We start from the raw sequence: 19,461 nt of genomic DNA on the forward strand, positions 1-19,461 counted from the left end.
TCTTTATTTCTTGTCCTCACTCCTTTGAGATTCTGTAGCTACCGCTGCTTCCTCGATTTGTATACCTGACTCGGCCGTAGCCTCGTACTTTGTTATCAGTTCTTCTAATTGACGAAATCCTACCTCCTGACCTACCAAACCTTTGTAAAAATTCATTGCTAGGGTAATATAATCAGGGTATTCCCCTAATAATTTATCTAATTCATCAATATATTGATCATCATGCCTTAGAGACTCAGCCTGAATTAAGTCCTTAATACAATCTTGGACGTGGCCTAAACGTTTATATGACTGATATCTCCCTATATAGTAATTATAAGCCTCTGGTTCCATATCAATTGCTTGATTATATTCATTTATCGAATTATCTAATAGTAAATTCTTTATTTCTGTTTTTTTCTCCACTTCGCTTAACTTTAAATAGCATAAGCCTCTAATATAAAATATATCTGCTGACTGCTTAATAGAACTATCTTTTGTTAGGTCGATATATTTACTAATCCAATTTATTGATTCTCTATAATTATCAGTATCTTTCGTTTTCAAACCGAGTTTAAGATAACTATTACCTATATTCCTTAAATACACAGCCTTAGATTGATCATTATTGACAGCTTTTAAAGCCAACTTATACATATCTATAGCAGTTATATAATTTTCATTTTTATCGTAACAATTGCCCCATATATTATAGTATTGAGAGCGAATAAAACTTGCTTCAGCTCGCTTGCGACCACATTCAAAGAACTCTATAGCCTTGTCATAGTCCTTATTTCTATAATATACCCCACCAATTTTAAATAACCAATCACTGTCAACAATTTCCGATTGAAGTAGTTCTTCCTCCATTTCACGAAGCTTGACTGGATCATAAGATTCTTCATTTATCATGTCGATAACTTCTTCCGATATCCCTAATAGCTTATCTTCATACTTCAGTTCCGGGATCAAATCCACCGTTCCATCCTCGGAAATAATGACAATTACACATTTCTTGTCATCATCGTCCTTCAGTTTATGTAAGTAACGATGTGCTGAATTGTAACGTGCACCGCGACTGGCATCACCTATATCTTTTTTTGATTTACCGTCCAGAATAACACCAATTGCATGACAGTTACCATCTGTATCAAAAAAAATCGCGCCATCTATAGACGTTAAAAACTTTATATAGTCTGGATTAATAATACTAGGCTCGATTAGTGTAGACTGTTTACTAAGCTTGCTCAGTTCTTGCTGAGCTATCAACTTCTCCGTTATAACGACCATAGTGCCATGTTTTTGCTCACGCGCTTTGCGAACGACCTGATCCAGCCTATCTATTTTCAGCTTAATTTGATCATTATCCGCTTCATGTTTCCAAAACTCTCTTTTTAAAAGGCTTGTAAACTTCTCAGAACTGTATCCTTCCTCTCCTAATCTTGGGTTTTTAAAAGATACAGATACTAGTTCAGTTTCGATTAAGCTAAGATTAGAACGATAATATTTCTTCTCATTTTCAATATGCAGTTCACCTTCAATTTCAGATTCTTCATGTGTTCGTACCAGCACAAGATTATATTTGGATAACCCTGTGAAGTCGAGTCTTAGTGCCAGAATATCTCCTTGCAAATTCCACTTCACTTCTCCTAGCCCGTATATTTCGTTTTCATCAGCGATTAGGTATAAGTCCTTCTCTACATTGGTGAGTTCCAATAGTTTGCGTATTCGCTTAGCATCTTCAAGACGAATCCGATCTTCCTCTGTGAAAGTAACTGTAAAGCGAACAATAGATTGCTCAGTGATAACGTCTTTATTCATGAACAGTATGGATCCAAATGGACTGCTACTTTCATAAGTTAACGTAGAAATATCATCTATTTTTTCCAGTAAGCTGTTGATGTAATATTGGTTAGTTAGCTGGTTTTCAAACTCACTTCCAAATTTACCATACACAAAATTACACTGAAAGTAATGCTGCATTTTCCCGAAAAACAAGCGCGTTACCCTTCTGTTAAACTGGGTTCCATCCTCATTGTACTTTCGCACAATAGTATCTTGCGTTGTAAAAGTGTAGTTATTTATTTTAATAGATTCATCGTAAAGAGCGAAAAAATCATTAAAAAAATAATCCAAAACCATTCTTAAATAGGATAATTCCGGGATATCGTAAAATATCCTACGTGTTTGCTGATCGACATTTCGTATTTCTAGTATGTAACCAACTGAACAAGTCGATTTCTCATCGTTAAAAGGCATTTGATTCACATACAGTATACGTGTGTCGTTGATTTGATTTTCGCTATTTAAGATTTCTTCACCTTCAGTATCATGAAAAGAAGCCGTTGTTTTTTCTCTGTTAGTTGCAATCAACTGATTACCTTTGTTGTTCCAATCTTGATTCAGATATTTTTTGATCTTTTCGTAGGTATTCCCTGCTTTTGTGACATCTATTTTGAGTTCAGAGTATACATTCTCTATCGTTTGCAGTACATCTTGGGAAGTAGAAGTCGAGTTTTCACCATTACTTACGGTTTTCTTAATACGAAACGTTTTAATAGGAGAAGAAGCTTTCTCCTTTTCATAAACAAGAGCATAAATTTTAATGTAAATACGTTTATTTAATTTTTTTAGTATTGCTGTTAACTCGTTATATACAGTTTCATTTAATAAACGCAGCTTATTATCATTGATTTTCACAATACCCCACCATTCCCAATATTATCAAAAACTTCTTAAATAATAACACAGAAGAATTGATAATTCTGCTTCATTCCAATAGAAAACATTAATGAATTAGTTTTTTTATATGCTATCTAATTTTTCTACTACAACCGATTTTTAATAATAAAATCAGCCGTGCATCGTACTATCGGAGGGTTGGAGGATTTCTGGAGCAACGGAGTGGTCGCCTTTAAAGCCCGATTTCCACCGCTATATCTTTAATCCAATCAGAAGTCGGGCTTTAACAGCGAGTGGAAGGAACCTCCGAGCCCGTAGCGGCCACAACAAAAGCATCTCCTTCCCCTATGTTAATACTCGGCTATTATCTATGTGAACAGGCAAAAAAGAGACGCTCATAGGCAACCATGCAGGCCCCATGAACGTCTCATATTCTTTACAGTCTGTCGCTGTCAGTCAGCCACTACTGCAACCCCAAGTACTCTTTAATACCAGCTACAATTCCGTCTGCTATCCTCTGCTGAGTGTCAGGAGTGAATAATACAGCCTCATCATTGACATTACTCAAATATCCAGCCTCCAGCAGCACTGCAGGCATCTTTGTTTCCCGAGTAACATGTAGGTTTTTCACCCGTACACCGTTATCCTTAAGTCCTGTTGCTGCTATGAGGTGCTTATGCAACACATCGGCAAAAGCTTTGCTATCCGCTTTGGTATAATAAGTCTCCGACCCGTTAATCAACGCGTTTTTCTCCGACTTCTCCAGGCTGTTCGCATGAATGGATACGAAGAGATTCGCATTAACCTGGTTCGCTAACGAAGAACGGTCCTTCAGCCCTGGATAAGTGTCACCGTTACGGGTAAGCACCAATTCAATATCAGGGTCATTCTGCAATTGCTGCTGCACCAGCAGAGCTACAGCCAGATTGAATTCCTTCTCCTTGCGTCCGGTCACACTCGACGCTCCAGGGTCTGAACCACCATGTCCTGCATCCAGCACGACAACATGGCGCCCACTCTCTCCACTAGGCGTTATAATCGGACCTTGCTTGTCCTGCAAGGAAATGACAATGCTGTCGTCACCTTCGTTCGACAAGATGTATTCCTTAGCTGTGTTCAACTGCAGCACAATGCGTGCCGATGATGTACTTCCTTCGTTAAACATGGCAAAACGAATCTGCTTCACGGCAGGATCATCATAGATCTCCAATTCTCTGGAGCCGCTGCTTCCGAGCGGGAATGCGTCCTTCAGCTCGCCTGCAAAACCTGCTCCCGCAAAGTCTATCACAATACGATCAGGTCCTGTCATCGTGAAGACACTCGGCTTCAGTCCGGAATCTGTTCTTACCGTGAGGCGATTGTCACTGAAAAGGATATCCCTAATCAACTGTTGCTCATTCGTGTCAGAGGTATCCGATGTGTCATTATCTGCTGTCGCACTCCCCGTATCCGGTGTGCTTTCATTGCCTGGCGTCACTGCTGGCTCAGAGTTCACTGGCGTCGTAGGAACTGGCTTCTCGTTATCCACATTACCTGAGCTCACAGTACCCTTTCCACCCGCTCCTGAGCCTGTATTGCTCTCCAGATATACGGTCTTGGTAGCATTATTCCAGTCTACCTTAAGACCCATCTGCTCACCCACGAAGCGCAATGGCACCATGGTGGAATTGCCCCGCAGCAGAGGCGGTGTATCCAGGGATACTTCTTCTGACCCGACGTAGGCCATCGTGCGTCCTACATACATAGCCATTTCTGACTGATCCTTATGTATCGTAATTTTGAACTGCTCCGGCTCCCAATTGAATTGGTAGCCCAATTGCTCACCGACCACACGTAGCGGAACCATCACTTTCCCGTTCACCATCTCAGGACCCGCGTTGGCTCCCGTATCAAGCCGTTCTCCGTTCATGAATAATGACGTACCTGCCGCCGCAGCCTGATTGTATACAGGTAGTAACCATACAAAAAAGGCCAGGATTATCATCCATCCGTATTTTTTCATTTCCATATCTCCTTCAATCTGTAGTTCGTCTCGACAGGACTCCAAAATATGGATTACACCTATTACATAATTAGACGCCGTTCGCCTTGTAAATGTTTCGGTACAATTCGAGAAATTCCGCATTTTTTGTAATAGCAAAAACTCCCCCGTTCTATCTTGCGAACGAAGGAGTTCATCTACCAAGAGAGCTACTATGCTTGAAGGCCTAATTTAATGAGAACAAACATAACAAACTTATGGCTGTTCTCCAGGCTGTTCACCCTATTCTCCCGATGAAAGACAGCTTACTTATACAAAAGCACGTGCTTCACGGTCACGCTCATAGGAAGAAATCTTGTCTTCATGCTGAAGCGTCAGCCCGATGTCATCCAGCCCTTGCAGCAAAAATTGTCTGCGGTGCTCATCCAGATCAAAGTTGATTTCCAGACCATACTCGTCCGTAATCTTCTTTTGCTCCAAATCAACATTCAGGCGATATCCATCATGCGCAGCTGTACGCTGGAACAGATCCTCGACCTGCTCCTCCGAGAGCTTGATCGGCAGAATGGAATTCTTGAAGCAGTTATTATAGAAAATATCCGCAAAGGATGGAGCAATTACACAGCGAAAGCCATAATCCAGAATCGCCCAAGGCGCGTGCTCACGAGAGGAGCCACAACCAAAGTTCGCGCGTGAGATCAGCACGGAGGCTCCCTCATAGCGGGACTTGTTCGGTTCAAAATTCGGATTCACATTGCCTTCCTCGTCAAAGCGCCACTCATAGAACAAAAATTGTCCGAACCCCGTGCGCTCGATTCGTTTCAAAAATTGCTTGGGAATAATTGCGTCTGTATCTACATTGACCCGGTCTACCGGAGCCACAATTCCGTTTAATGTCTTGAATGCTTCCATTGTACGTCTCCTCCCGTCAACTAGCTGACTACTTCCTGCTTGAATTTCCAGTCACGAACATCGTAGAAACGTCCATGGATTGCTGCTGCGGCTGCCATCGCCGGAGATACCAGATGCGTACGTCCACCACGGCCCTGGCGTCCCTCGAAGTTACGGTTAGAGGTAGAGGCGCAGCGTTGTCCTGGCTTCAATACATCCGGGTTCATTGCGAGACACATACTGCAGCCTGCATCACGCCATTCGAAGCCCGCTTCCTTGAAAATCACATCAAGACCTTCTTGCTCTGCCTGAATCTTCACGCGTCCAGAGCCAGGTACGACGATTGCTGTTACTTGCTCGGATACCTTGTAGCCACGTGCGATCTCAGCCGCTGCACGCAGATCCTCAATCCGACCGTTCGTACAGGAACCAATAAATACATAGTCTACAGGAATTTCAGACATTGGAGTCCCTGGTGCCAGATCCATGTATTCAAGCGCCTTCTCAGCGGCTTTACGTTCATTTTCGGTTGGCAGGTCTGCCGGGTTCGGTACCGCGGAAGAAATGTCCGTACCCATGCCCGGGCTGGTTCCCCAGGTTACTTGCGGAATCAATGAATCTACATCGAACTCCAGCACGGTATCGAACTCTGCTCCTTCATCCGTTACCAGTTGACTCCAGGCCTCGACTGCCTTTTCGAAAGCTTCGTTCTGAGGTACATGCTGACGACCACGCAGATAGTTGAATGTCGTCTCGTCAGGAGCGATCATACCCGCTCTTGCACCGCCCTCGATGGACATGTTGCAGACGGTCATGCGCTCTTCCATGGACAGCTCGCGAATCGATTCACCTGTATATTCAATAACATAACCTGTTGCGAAATCTGTACCGTATTTGGCAATTACTCCAAGAATCATATCCTTAGCGGTTACACCCGGCTTACGCTTGCCGACAAAGCGTACTTCCATCGTCTTTGCTTTGGCCTGCTGCAAGCATTGGGTTGCAAGTACGTGCTCCACTTCACTGGTACCAATACCGAAAGCCAACGCTCCGAAAGCACCGTGTGTGGACGTATGGCTATCACCACAGACGATTGTCTTACCTGGATGCGTCAACCCAAGCTCAGGACCCATAACGTGAACAACGCCTTGGTCAATCGTATCCAGATCATACAGTGTTACGCCAAAGTCACGACAGTTGGAAGTCAGCGTGTCGATCTGCTGCTTGGAGATCGGATCTGTAATATTGAATCTGTCCTTGGTAGGTACGTTGTGGTCCATCGTTGCAAATGTAAGGTCAGGGCGGCGTACCTTGCGACCGTTCATGCGCAGACCCTCAAAAGCCTGCGGAGAAGTCACCTCGTGCACCAAATGCAGGTCAATGTACAGGATGCTAGGCTTATTGTCTTCCGAATGAATTACATGATTGTCCCAGATCTTTTCAAACATCGTCTTTTTGCTCATTCTATTCACCCCTGTTGGATTCGAACATGTAAGAAGGCGTTAACCCTTCTCTATAGTGACACTAATATATCATCCCCATGTCCATTGTTCCAAGATATAATATCTATGAGAGCTATAGCCTTAGCCTATAAAGACAACCTAGGGGAATGTCACCAATTATTTATCTGTAACCTCTTCCTATGATAAGGTGCAACCTTCATTAAATTGTAAGTGCCCCATATATACAGCAACCCGAAGTGCTTACACACTGGCTTTTGTGGCTATATAGTCTTCGTAGCACATATGCAGCTATGATGGTCTTCGCAGCTCATATTATATATAATAGAAGTATTGGTGTGAGAAACCGCATTTCTAGAATATAAAGGCAGGTTAAATATGGAATTCAGACAGCTTCAATATACGTTACAAATTGCAGCGGAGCGGAATTTTTCAAGAGCTGCAGAGAAGCTTCATATCGCCCAGCCCTCCCTTAGTCAGCAGGTGTCCAAGCTAGAGAAGGAACTGGGTGTTGTGCTCTTCCAGCGAAGTACGAGCACCGTAGAGCTTACGCATGCAGGTGAGACCTTCGTGAGACAGGCGCAAAAGATCGTGGATGGTATGGAGCTGCTGCGGCGTGAAATGGATGACATTTCTCAGCTACGTAAGGGAAAGGTTGTCATCGGCAGTATGCCAATCACAGGCTCGCACTTGCTGCCACATGTACTGCCTGCTTTCAAACAGGCATACCCGGACATTGAGATCACACTGCTGGAGGACTCGTCCATGAATCTGGAAAAGAAAACAGCCAGCGGTCAGACGGATCTTAGTCTGCTCTCCCTCCCCCTGAACGAGCCGTCCCTATCCTATGTGCCCATTGGAGAAGAGCTCATTGATCTGGCAGTTCCTCCCCTGCATCCTCTCGCTGAGCGTGCTAACGGTAGAGAGCCGCTTCCGGTACGTCTGGAGGAGCTGAAGAATGAACCCTTCGTCGTGCTCAAGAAAGGACAGGGCTTCCGCAAAATTATGGTCGATCTATGTCAGCAGGCAGGATTCGAGCCGAAGGTCGTATTTGAAAGCAACAATATTGAGACGGTTCAATCTCTGGTAGCTACAGGTATGGGCATTACCCTTGTTCCAAGATTCATTGCCAGAGCTGCCCGTAGCGAGTTCGTTCCTGTCTATCTGCAGCTCGCTGAGCCTGCGCCAAGTCGAACACTTGTCATCGCATACCGCCAGGGGCGTTATTTGTCGAAGGCGGCAGAGGCATTCATTGATACCTTCAAGGACACCGTGGACCAGCTCTCCGTTGGCTTCTCGTTCCGCAGATAGGACGAGTAGACGGGAATTTTGACTAATTCGGCTCACAGCTCTTAGCACGCATGAAACACGGTTCTGCAAGGCTGAACTCCAGCCCGCAGAACCGTCTTTTGTGTAGCTTGGTAATGATATTACACCACTAATATCAGATCAAGGCTCCAAGCCCCAGATCAGCGTATTGTTCAGGTACAATGGAGTCTTCTCCCATTCAGTATAAGAAGTCTTCGTTGAATCGTAGGAGAAGTCATCGCTCTCATTGTAGTTAGACCAATCCGACTTGTTCACACGGATCTGAATGTCGCCAGAATTTGCACCAGGCTCCAGCGTTCCTGCTCCCGAAGCGAAGGAAATCTCCAGATAATGATCGGCACCCGCTACCGCCCCTGACAGTGGCACGAAGGTTCCGCGAACATTGCCGCTACCCACCGCCGCATAGTCACAATGGAATTCTTGGGACTGTCCGCCTTCAACGGTGTAGTAATACCGGACCTTCACGTCGCTGAGATTAACAGCCTCCATTCCATGATTCGTCAATCGAAGATTGAAGCGAATCTGGTTGTCACTCGCATTGGTATCACTGGTTCTGTATTCAACCTTCACATCGCCCACAGCCGGTTCAGGTGCGGCTGTAGGGACAGCGCGAACCTCCGCCGAATCAGGACTTGTGCCGATGGCATTTACAGCATTCACTACATAGAAGTATGGAGTGTCATTTACCAGTTGAACATCTGTGTACGTGCTGTTGGTTACTGTTGTCACAGTCGTATAAGGACCTCCAGCTGTTGTGGAGCGTTTGACAGTATAGCTATCAGCTCCAGTAGACTTGCTCCAGCTCAACGTCACCTCTTGATCTCCAGCTGTTGCTTTGAGATTCGTTGGTGCTTTTGGAGCAGCTGGTTCTGGCTCGCCAATTCCGCCATTAATCAGACGATCATACTCAGCGTAAGCGGTAGCAATGTCTACTTGTGACCAGAAGCGGTGGTAAGTGAATTCTGGCTCACCGTTCTCCCAAGTTTTTGTCACTGGGTTCCAGGAGCTGTTGTACAGATTCTCAAGGTAAGACCATTTTGGATCTTCCTTCAGCTTCGGACGGATGTCGACAAAGCTTGCATAGACGCCATTCCCACCTCTGGCAGGATCAGAAGGAATGGTGTTGTTGCCTGGCAGGATGTTGCCTTGGCCACCTTTTCCAGTCCAGCCAGCCGGGAAGAATACTTCTTTCTCGAAGTAACGGGAGTAAGAACCGTTTTTCTCCTTCGTTACGATCCCGATGCCATCATTGTAATCCCAAGCTACATCCAGCAGATCCTTGGACAATTGAGCAGCCTCGTTACCCAGAGCTGTATATTCGCCATTTTCAAGCTTCGTGGCAGCTGCAAAGAATGTAAGCGCTTTAACATAGCTTCCCAGTACACCAACATCTTGACCAGGGGATTTGGTAACTACACGAAGATTCGTGTTAGGTGCATGGCTAGCAAAGCCTTTCCAAGTAGCAGGCTGACCTGACCACTCCAGATTGCTTGGCAGCCAGAATTCACCTGGAGCCGACGTTGTAGCTACCTGAGCATTTTTACCGCCCAGAATGCGGCTGCCGGCTTCATTCAGATAGTAACCGTCATTGTCTGTAACCGGACGCTCGTTAGCAAATACATAGTCCATTGACCAATCGACCCAGTTCTGAACAACCTGCTTCGCCATCTGGAAGTTCTGACTGGACGTATCGCCGTTTTTCGCCATGATGTAGTACAGCTCAGCAATACGCTCTACAGGCCAGGCCTGCATGCCGAACCAGTTGTTGGACGGCGGATCTTTATAGACAGGAGCAAATTCATAAGCCATATCATAGAATGTGCTTGTTCCAGCAGGATAAGCTTTGTAGTCACCGCCATAGCTGTTGGTGGCTCCGCCTGCAATGGCGCCCTCATTGGACTGCAGCCATGTGTAGAATTCTAGCTGACGCTCCAGTGACTTCTCCCAGTCCGCTTGGGCTGTAGGCGAGTTCGGTACCAGACCGCCGTTCTCGTCATCCGAGAGAGCGTAAGCAGCTACTACGTTCTGATAGCCTTGGTGCACGTGGCTGGCCCCGATTCTCCAAGCCCAGTCTCCATCTTGTCCAAGACCTCCACCCCAGGCTGTGTACCAGGACATCAGGTAGTGACTTGCATCCTTCCCGTTGCCTGCCTGTGGTGTGCCATCAGCAGCACTGCCAATGACCTGGAAGTATTTATCGTACATGTTGTAGCGAAGGAAATCGCCCATTTTCTTGGCTTTGCCCAGATATACTTCATTATCGTATCCCAGTTCCTTCGCCCAGAACATCGCCTGCACAGCACGTGCTTCCGCATCGGAAGCATTCGTGTAACGCCATTGAGCTGCAGGAGCTTGAGCTTCCTTCGTGAACAGGGACATGAAGCCTTCCCCAGTCTTGCCGAAGCTTCTGTCGTCCTGTGAAGGGTGCGGTACAGCCTCGAATACGGATTCCTGCTCACCACGCTGGAACGTATTCACATACGTTGCTGTATGACTCGGATTCAGTAGATTGCCGAAGCCATACCAGTTGTCCACATCCAGCAGCCAGTGCATAAGATAGCTTTGGTTGCTACCATACGTAGCCTTCAGCTCGGCATCAAGCGGATCTTTTCCCGCTGGGTACTTACCGGACAGTTGACTAGGATATTGATCCGGAAATGGATTCTCTGCAGCGTAGGTAGCTGGACTGTTCGGATTGTATTTATTTTGGCTCGGTTGTTCTTCCTTGCCATCCCCTTCATTGATCGGAATAATATATTTCTCCATATTATCCCATGCATCTTCCAGGTGGCTCCAATCTTCCGTATAGTATCCATACAGCACTTCCAGCCACATCCAGTAGCTGTAAGCTTCCGAGGTTGTCATGTGCCCGTAGTCTGGCGCCTCACTAATCAGAGTCTCAATAGAGTGATAGGGAATGCCTTCAGCAGAGAAGTAACCGCTCGAAGGCGATTTAATCTGGTCATACAGTTGCAAGAATCTTGTTGCTTCCGATGAGGAAGCTACTGCTTTTGGTGTGGAATCTTCTGCAGCCGCTGATGCGGTTGCCTGAAAGGAGCCGAACACCATAGTTAAGGACAGTGTTGCTGTCATGGCGATGGAGAGAGGCTTTTTCCATGTAAATCTCCTCATACCCTAATCTTCCTTCCCATTATGAATTTTGGAATGATCAAGTGTGAAGCTTGCTTCTCTTTGGGCAAATGATCTATTGAGGCGGAACAAGAAGTAAGGTGCACAAGCACCATTGCTGGCTCTGCCCATTCAACTGTTCCAGCTCTCTTATTAATCCAGCTCCGTTCCCCATGTCAACTCTTCCCCGACATAGAGTGAAATCCGATCCCAATCTCCAAAGCTGAGCATATTTCCGTTGTATGAGTAGTCATCGGACTCGTTATAATTCGTCCAGTTCGCCTTGTTGAAGCGAATCTGAATTTCGCCACTGTCTGCTCCAGGGGCAAGTACACCCGCTCCAGAGGTGAATGAGATCTCCAGATAATAATCCGCGCCGGATACTGGCTGATCCAGCTTCACGAATTCTCCCTTCACATTGGAGCTTCCCAGCACAGCATAATCACAGTGGAATTGCTGTGCCTGTTCACCATCTACTGTGAAATAGTAGCGCAGCTTCACATCCTGAAGTGCTACAGCTTCATCGCCTGTATTGACAATTTTCAACGAGGGACGAATCTGATTGTCTGAAGCATTGCTGTCATTATTGCGATACTGTACCTTTAAAGCTCCGACCTCAGGCGCAGTAATTTCCCGTGGCGCCCCTTGCACCTGAACCGAGTATACGCTCTCGCCTACACTGTTCAGGGCAGATACCACATAGTAATACAGCTGACCATTAGTCACTGCACGATCTGTGTAGCTCTTGTCCGCAGTAGCGTCCAATTCGCTATAAGGTCCCCCGTTCACCTCTGAACGATAGACTTTGTAGCTCTGTGCATTCGCCGAAGCTCCCCAGGTAAGCCGGACTTCTCCATCGCCAGAAGCCGCCTGAACACTGCGAGGTGCTGACGGAGCTGTCGGTGTACCCGGTTGACCGGCCCCTGGCTGCTCGCCGAATACGAGCTGGCCTGCTTCAAATACCGGAATATGCAGGGCCTTCACAGGCGTTGAGCCTGTTGAAGCGATACCTTCGAATGAGTAATCGTTACTGTTATCCCAGAAGCTGGTATGCTGAGGTGCCGACAGACGGAAGTTAACTTCCTTACGATACGCCGACGGTCCACCTGGATAGATCTTGGTTCCTGTAAAATCCACCTCCGTATAATAAATGTGATTATCCGGATCATGCGGCTGAAGCGGAGATACTGTACCACCCTCATTGTAGCCCGAGACCGTCACCGTGATATCATCCGGACCATAACCAGCAGCTACGGCTTCGCTCAAGTCAACATAATAGCGGAAGCTCATCTGGTCACTGACTCTCGCAGGCCAGCCAGAACGATTGTTCAGCAGCGCCTTGATTTCGACAAAATTATTCCCGCTTGCATGTACTGCCGCCTCAACGAACATTTCATCCTCGCGCACCTCTGGTGTCGGGAAATTAGCCAGTGGCTGTTGACCTTGTCCATGCAGAAGCGCCATCTTCGCCAGGGCCCCCGTGAAGCCTGCATTATAGTCCGTAGCCACCTCATTCGACACATAATCGGAGATGTCGTCAGTAAAACCATCCGTCCTGTCCGGACCGCCTACTAACGCGCCGTACAACACATGGCGGTTCTTGTCAGGCACAGATTCACTGTCTGTCCAAGAGCCATGTGAGGTCCGGTGATGCGGATGCTCCGGCGGATTATTGCCAAAGCCGACCACATAGCTGCTATTGCGAGGATTATCGCCAAGCATGTACAAAATCTGGCTCTCGGCAAACTCGCGCGCGTTATCTTTCTTCCCATCGTCCGTAACCCAATCAGAGTATACGAAAGCCAGAAACGCCTGACTCGCTGCATGGCGCAATACGCCCCACTCGTCCACATAGGCTAGTCCACCTGGCGTATAGCTGATTCTTTCCCCGGTTCCCTCCACACCGGTGCTCCAATATTGGATATTCTTGTCGATTATGTTCACAAAACGGGAATCTCCCGTAATTCTTGCCAGCAGCAAGGATGCTCCAAGATGCTTGCTATCCCATGAATGAGCCCACTTATAATCCCAGTAGCCACTCTGGTTGCCCCACAGACTGCTGGCAGCAACGGCCTTGTCTAGATAAGTCTGTTCGCCCGTCGCCAGGTACAGCCAGGCTCCGCCCCAGCTCAGCTCATCTCCGTAACCGCTCCAGGAGTTGTAGAACCCTTGGGCATCCGTAATGCTATCCGAGTACTTACCGCGGTACTGATCCGCAAATTGATACAGTTCTTTGGCGTGCCGAAGCAGCTCGGCAGAATAAGCAGGATCACTCTCCTTGAATATAATGGATGCGGAAGCCAATGCAGCTGCCGTCTCGCCCGCCAGATCAGAACCTGGATGCTGAGCATCAATCTTGTAAGCAGGTCTGTCCATCTGCATGACCTCTGCAGGTCCCCACCAGTTATGGTCGTCCTGTCCGTTTCCTACCTGGCCATAGAACTCATTAGGTGCAGTATGCGCTTTCATAAAGTAATCTGTCGCCCAACGGATATTGTCGAGAATCGCATCAAGCTGGCCTGTCTGCTCGTAGCCATCACGATACTCATACACGGACCATGCCAGCATGGTGGCTGAGTACGCCATTGGAAAACCGAATTTGGCATGATCACCAGCGTCGTGCCACCCTCCGGTCAAATCAAGACCTACGTCCGCCCCATCCATCATTCCGGAATCGCCGCGCCATTCGACACGATTATTCTCCGGCAAGGCTCCCGAACGCTGTGCTTCATAAAAATAAATCGACTTCTGCAGTGCCTCAGCGTAATTATAATCTGTAGGAGCCGCTTGAATTGCACCAGGAAAGGAATATACTCCCGCACCAATTGTAAGCGCTAACATAAAACGAACTGCTTTCTTTCCAGAAAGCTTGCTGCGTCCTCCCATGCTGTTCTGTGCCTCCTTCTCATGATTTGGGTGAAGCTGTAGAGCCTCCTTTCCGTCATGATTCAGCAACACAAAAAGCCCGTCACCTCACTTTCATCTGAAGTAAAGGACGCGCTGCAGTGAATGCCCTGTCTTACTCTGGCCCTGCATTCAATATAGCACAATAAGTAAAAAATATCCATTCTTTTACTATGATTTCCTTTTTTATTTTTTCGTCTAGGCCGTTTACTTTCAAAAGCCTGGTACAGACTGCAAAAGGACTTATTTTCTCCACTTTTCCAGCCTGTACTCTTAACACCATACGTTCAGAGGAGCGAGACCCTCGAATGATTACTTCTTCTTCTCCACGAGCCTGAGCACGTTGGAGAATTTCATCTGCAGCAATATCTCGGTGACGATCACTTCATTCATCATATTCAATACCGATTGATTAATCTTGAACAAATCCTGATTGGTTATCTTCTCAGGCGACCTTGTCGTCGAATTCAACGTACCCAGAACGAACTGGATCTTCTCGGCCTCGGCATTCATGATATGTGCAAGTGACATCTCCTCTAGAGCGATCGAGGCCAGCAGCAAATTTACGGCTTCCTTCTCAGTTACCGTTATATTGGGGGTAATATTCGGTATTGTAGGCTGAGACAAGCTACTCCCTCCTTTACTTTGATCTTTCCCAAGTCTGGCATCACTGAACGCTTTGCTCTGATACTAGCCTCTTCGTCCAATTTTGACCATAGGGTGAAGCCAGGGAGAAACGTCCATCATCAGCGAACGAACAACCATTGTGGGAGGACTCGCAATATGCGTCGCCTTATATACGGCTGTTCCCCCCGTTGCAATACGCCGCTTCTGTGAGCCTTGATTGCCTTGCAGTGTGCGTATTCTGGTGCCAAGCTTGCGCGAGAGTAAGTACCACCTTTGTGTCTCACCGTTCAGCAACACCGAGAAGCGCGGCATAATCGTATCCGTGAAAAATTGCAGGGGCATCAGCAAACGCTTCATGGACGCTTCCGAATCTACAGGAATTCCGTTTTGCTCAATCGCCTGTGATAGTCTAGACACTGCATCCACATAGTGATCCAACGATTGAGCAACTTCCTTCAGCTCCTGATGGATCATGACTATTCCTCACATTCAACTTCAATGTGGCAGGCAGTCGTCTCCAATTCCATCGCATTTTCCATTTTTCTCAGCAACAGCCATTCCTTCATGACTACTACATCAATTACTTTGAACACCTGCGCATTGAAACGGATAATCTCTTTCGTCGTCGGACAGCCTGGAAAATCCAGATTCTTGCCCACAAAGGCTTGAATTTTCTCGGCCTCGGCATTCAATATATGAGAAATGGCCGTTTCCTCCATCGCGATGGACTTCAGGAGATCAATGACAACTTCTTCTTTGCTGGGCCTGAACCGCTCTTCTGGAATTTGCGGCATGCTCATGATAATCCCTCCTTGACTATACCAGTAGTTATACAACCTACGTGATACAGTATGCAGGAGAAAAGAATGTGTTCCTGCCTAATCTGACTGTCGCCCAAGGAACTCTACAGTGCCCACACTATAGATCCTAGTAAATCCTAGTCTGCAACGTAAAAAAATCCTGCCACTGAATATAAGCTATCCAGCAGCAGAACTTTTCTCACCATTAAAATGATTACATTTACATATAAAAATGTTACATATACTAATTAGTATGTTTTATTCTAATAAGTTATTTAATCCAAGGAATATAGTGTCGGACGTCGATCCTCAAATACTGGAATACGACCTCGCACCTCCGTGACGAGACCTGGTGTAATGCTTCCGCGCACGATTCCTTCGGCTTCGCCACCCTCAGCGACAATCTCCCCCCAAGGGTCAATAATCGTCGAATGCCCGAAAAATTCCGTCTCTCCCCCGCGCCCCACGCGATTGCAGGCCAGCACGTACATTTGGTTCTCGATCGCCCTCGCAGTGAGCAGTGTACGCCAATGATGAAGTCTGGGATGCGGCCACTCCGCCGGAACAATCAGCATATTCGCACCTGACAAGGCAAGCGAGCGAGCCAGCTCCGGAAAGCGGATGTCGTAGCAGATCGAAGCACCTGCTCGAATGTGCCCGTCCAACTCAAACTGTACTTGCTCCGTACCCGCCTGTAGATACTTCTCCTCATCCATAAGACGGAACAGATGAATCTTCGAATAAGAGGTTACCGTGTTGCCCTCACGATCGAATACATACATCGTATTGTAAATCTGTCCGTCCGCGCGCTTCTCCGCAATAGACCCCGCCACCACATTCACAGCATGTGTACGTGCAAATTCGCTGACCCATGCTCGTGTCTCCTGACCCTCTGCATCAGCCAGCTCATGAATGCGATCTAGGGCGTAGCCGGTATTCCACATCTCTGGCAGCACGATCAGATCTGTAGGGCCGGTCTGCACGGCCTCCTGCATCAGCTTCTCGATATGACTCCGATTGTGTTCAGGATTACCAAGCGCGATATCCGCCTGAATAAGTGCAATATGGACCTGTGAATCTCCCAGTTGTGACATCATACGCCTCCTTTGTCTACAATACTCCCGATATTCGGTTCTCATGTAACGTAGTGACCTTATCATAGCCGCTTCATCCAGCTCTGTGCAACCGTGATTTCATACAGATAGCAGGTTAATCCCCCCTATACAACCCGGGAATATCATGATAGATTAAGCTTTAACGAAATTCAGACCCCATAATAAAGGTAGTGTGAAACCGATGAACCTGAACTCAGTCCAGCATCATATATCCGCATTTCCAATCCCGACTGCTTCGGTCATGAACGAGTTGCCTACGCAATTCTTCGCCACCCTGGTTCAGCAAGTGAACCGTGAGATTGCAGCAGGTCATGATGTCATCAATCTGGGACAGGGAAATCCCGATACGCCCACGCCGCAGCATATTGTCGAGGAGCTTCAGATTGCCGCCACGGAACCTCAATTCCATAAATATTCCCCGTTCACCGGGCATGCTTTCCTGAAGGAGGCCGTCGCCCGTCGTTACTTGGAGGATTATGGCGTAGTGCTTGACCCCGAGACCGAGGTCGCCATTCTCTTCGGCGGCAAGACGGGACTTGTACAGCTACCGCAAATCTTGCTAAATCCCGGAGATGTATGTCTCGTGCCTGATCCCGGCTACCCGGATTATTGGTCAGGTGTAGCGCTTGCTCGTGCGAAAATGTCATTCATGCCGTTGCTGGAGAGCAACAGCTTCTTGCCTGACTATCAGGCTATTTCGGAGCAGGAGCGTGAGCTGGCCAAGCTGATGTTCCTCAACTATCCGAACAACCCGACGTCTGCTACAGCTCCGCTGTCCTTTTACGAGGATACGGTTGCTTTTGCGCGGAAGCATCAGATCGTGATTGCTAGTGATTTTGCCTATGGTGCCATCGGCTTTGATGGCAATCGACCCGTAAGCTTCCTGCAAGCTCCTGGTGCCAAGGAGGTCGGTATCGAATTCTATACATTATCCAAGACCTACAATATGGCAGGCTGGCGGGTTGGCTTCGCGCTCGGAAATGCGGAGATTATCTCCAAGATAAACCTGCTGCAGGATCATATCTACGTCAGCCTGTTCGGAGGGATTCAGGCGGCAGCAGCCAAGGCCTTGACAGCCCCACAGGGTTGTGTCGCTGAGCTGGTCGGACGGTATGAATCACGGCGTGATGCCTTCTTTGGTGCATTGGAGCAGATCGGCTGGAAGGCAGACCGTCCCCAAGGCTCATTCTTCAGCTGGCTGCCTGTTCCTGAGAAGTACAGCTCATCCGAGTTCGCAGAGCTGCTCCTCAAAGAAGCCAAGGTGGCCGTTGCTCCAGGCGTTGGCTTCGGTGCGCATGGAGAGGGCTATGTTCGGATTGGGCTGCTGAGCTCGGAAGAACGGCTCATTGAGGCCGCTCAGCGTATCGGAAGGCTAGGATTGTTCGGCTAAGGTCTTTCTGCTTCGGTTATGGAGATGCTAAGGGCGCGGTATTCGTGCATGGAGAGGTAAAACGGCTCGGAATTCGTACATGGTGTAGCTGCCGGCATGGTTTCGGGCGTCGTGACGCTGCGGGCTCGGAGGTTTCCTTCGATCGCTGTTAAAACCTGATTTATTCATTAGATAACAGAGTTAGCGGTGTAAATAAGGTTTTAAAGGCGAACACTTCGTTTCTCCAGAATTCCTCCGACCCTCCGCTACTGCCCTTGCTGATGCTATAAAACGTGATATCTATACTGCACAATTGTTAGCTAGCTTTTGGTGCGAACCCCAAGCTCACATGATTTTCCCGGGACATTCGCATCTTAGATTTTGTCGAATACATGTCGAATGTGAACAGAGTTTGAACACGTGGCTAGGAAAGCAGCACTTGTTCTCTTTAATTCATACGGTTTTACGTTAGAATTAGAAGTATCGGCAACTTGGTTAAGTCACTTTTCGCTGTCGCACTCTACTTGAGTGCGTGGATTGAAACAGGAAACCTTCTTGCAGCGGGATGAGGATTGGCGGAGGTCGCACTCTATGTGAATTCGTCGATTGAAATGAGTTACAGATCGTTGCCGTGGATTCATCCGGACGTCGCACTCTACTTAAGTCGGTGGATGTTCTTTACCTTACTAACACCATTAGAAGGTGTAACTTCCTATCAACTACCGAATTATTATTAAAACACGCTAGAAAAAATGGCTTCTTCTTCCCTTTGAACTGTGACCCGTAAAATGGACACCTTGAAAAAGTGACCTCTTACGGGTCATTTGTGTTTGAATTGGAACATTAAGAGAATTGTAAGGTAACTTTCATGGGATTAAGAGCGGGACCTTCAAAGATCTTTAGCGAAGAAGAGAATGCTAAATCAGCTTTTGCTGTATACTTTATTGTTTTTACGATGATTATTCTATTTTTGCAAGACATTGATACCGAATTCAAAGATCCACGTTGAAACCTTTTAAGATGAAATGCCATGTTGTTAACCTTATAACTATAATGTGATGTCGTTAAATAGAATGAAGGCAGGAATAACCTGCCCCTAAGCATGCTCAAGGGTACAATCATCTTACACAACGACAAGCAAAAGCCACCGAGGCTTCCAACCTGCTAACGGTGGTTTTTTGCGCTATACGAGTGA

At 47.1% G+C, this 19,461-nt stretch carries 12 protein-coding genes; 2 read left to right on the plus strand and 10 right to left on the minus strand.

Annotation, left to right across the window (positions count from 1 at the left end):
* Positions 1-3: 3 nt before the first annotated feature.
* The 4 genes from MKX74_RS15310 to leuC all read right to left on the minus strand — a co-directional run bounded on the left by MKX74_RS15310 (position 4) and on the right by leuC (position 6,996).
* Positions 4-2,679 carry a tetratricopeptide repeat protein gene (locus tag MKX74_RS15310; protein WP_341179023.1) on the minus strand — a complete coding sequence of 892 codons (2,676 nt, stop codon included), beginning with the start codon at positions 2,677-2,679 and terminating at the stop codon, positions 4-6.
* A 445-nt stretch (positions 2,680-3,124) separates the two neighbouring features.
* A complete protein-coding gene (locus tag MKX74_RS15315) occupies positions 3,125-4,663 on the minus strand; it encodes an N-acetylmuramoyl-L-alanine amidase family protein (protein WP_341179024.1) in 1,539 nt (512 codons plus the stop codon).
* 288 nt (positions 4,664-4,951) lie between these two features.
* Positions 4,952-5,554 carry a 3-isopropylmalate dehydratase small subunit gene (gene leuD / locus MKX74_RS15320; protein ID WP_018886151.1) on the minus strand — a complete coding sequence of 201 codons (603 nt, stop codon included), beginning with the start codon at positions 5,552-5,554 and terminating at the stop codon, positions 4,952-4,954.
* Positions 5,555-5,574: 20 nt separating this feature from the next.
* Entirely contained in the window at positions 5,575-6,996 is a 1,422-nt protein-coding gene (gene leuC, locus MKX74_RS15325) for a 3-isopropylmalate dehydratase large subunit (protein ID WP_018886152.1), read from the minus strand.
* 375 nt (positions 6,997-7,371) lie between these two features.
* Between leuC and MKX74_RS15330 the strand changes: the two genes are divergently transcribed.
* Positions 7,372-8,304 (plus strand): LysR family transcriptional regulator, encoded by a 933-nt coding sequence (locus MKX74_RS15330; protein WP_018886153.1) that lies wholly within the window; start codon positions 7,372-7,374, stop codon positions 8,302-8,304.
* A 138-nt stretch (positions 8,305-8,442) separates the two neighbouring features.
* Here the strand turns inward: MKX74_RS15330 and MKX74_RS15335 are convergent, their stop codons facing one another.
* From MKX74_RS15335 to MKX74_RS15360, 6 genes are all read right to left on the minus strand, one after another.
* On the minus strand, positions 8,443-11,454 hold the full coding sequence (locus tag MKX74_RS15335; RefSeq protein ID WP_341179025.1) for a glycoside hydrolase family 48 protein: 3,012 nt from the start codon (positions 11,452-11,454) through the stop codon (positions 8,443-8,445).
* Between the two features lie 150 nt (positions 11,455-11,604).
* The gene (locus MKX74_RS15340; RefSeq protein ID WP_341180589.1) at positions 11,605-14,337 is read right to left on the minus strand and encodes a glycoside hydrolase family 9 protein; all 2,733 of its coding nucleotides are present in this window, start codon (positions 14,335-14,337) and stop codon (positions 11,605-11,607) included.
* A gap of 330 nt (positions 14,338-14,667) precedes the next feature.
* On the minus strand, positions 14,668-14,982 hold the full coding sequence (locus MKX74_RS15345) for a hypothetical protein (protein WP_341179026.1): 315 nt from the start codon (positions 14,980-14,982) through the stop codon (positions 14,668-14,670).
* A gap of 63 nt (positions 14,983-15,045) precedes the next feature.
* A complete protein-coding gene (locus MKX74_RS15350; RefSeq protein ID WP_341179027.1) occupies positions 15,046-15,456 on the minus strand; it encodes a hypothetical protein in 411 nt (136 codons plus the stop codon).
* Positions 15,457-15,458: 2 nt separating this feature from the next.
* A complete protein-coding gene (locus MKX74_RS15355; RefSeq protein ID WP_341179028.1) occupies positions 15,459-15,782 on the minus strand; it encodes a hypothetical protein in 324 nt (107 codons plus the stop codon).
* Positions 15,783-16,057: 275 nt separating this feature from the next.
* A complete protein-coding gene (locus tag MKX74_RS15360; protein WP_341179029.1) occupies positions 16,058-16,876 on the minus strand; it encodes a carbon-nitrogen family hydrolase in 819 nt (272 codons plus the stop codon).
* Between the two features lie 229 nt (positions 16,877-17,105).
* Here MKX74_RS15360 and MKX74_RS15365 point away from each other — a divergent pair, with 229 nt between their 5' ends.
* On the plus strand, positions 17,106-18,287 hold the full coding sequence (locus tag MKX74_RS15365) for a pyridoxal phosphate-dependent aminotransferase (RefSeq protein ID WP_341180590.1): 1,182 nt from the start codon (positions 17,106-17,108) through the stop codon (positions 18,285-18,287).
* Positions 18,288-19,461 lie beyond the last annotated feature (1,174 nt).

This window comes from Paenibacillus sp. FSL K6-1230 (genome assembly GCF_038002385.1).
In the GTDB taxonomy this organism is placed as follows: Bacteria; Bacillota; Bacilli; order Paenibacillales; family Paenibacillaceae; genus Paenibacillus; species Paenibacillus massiliensis.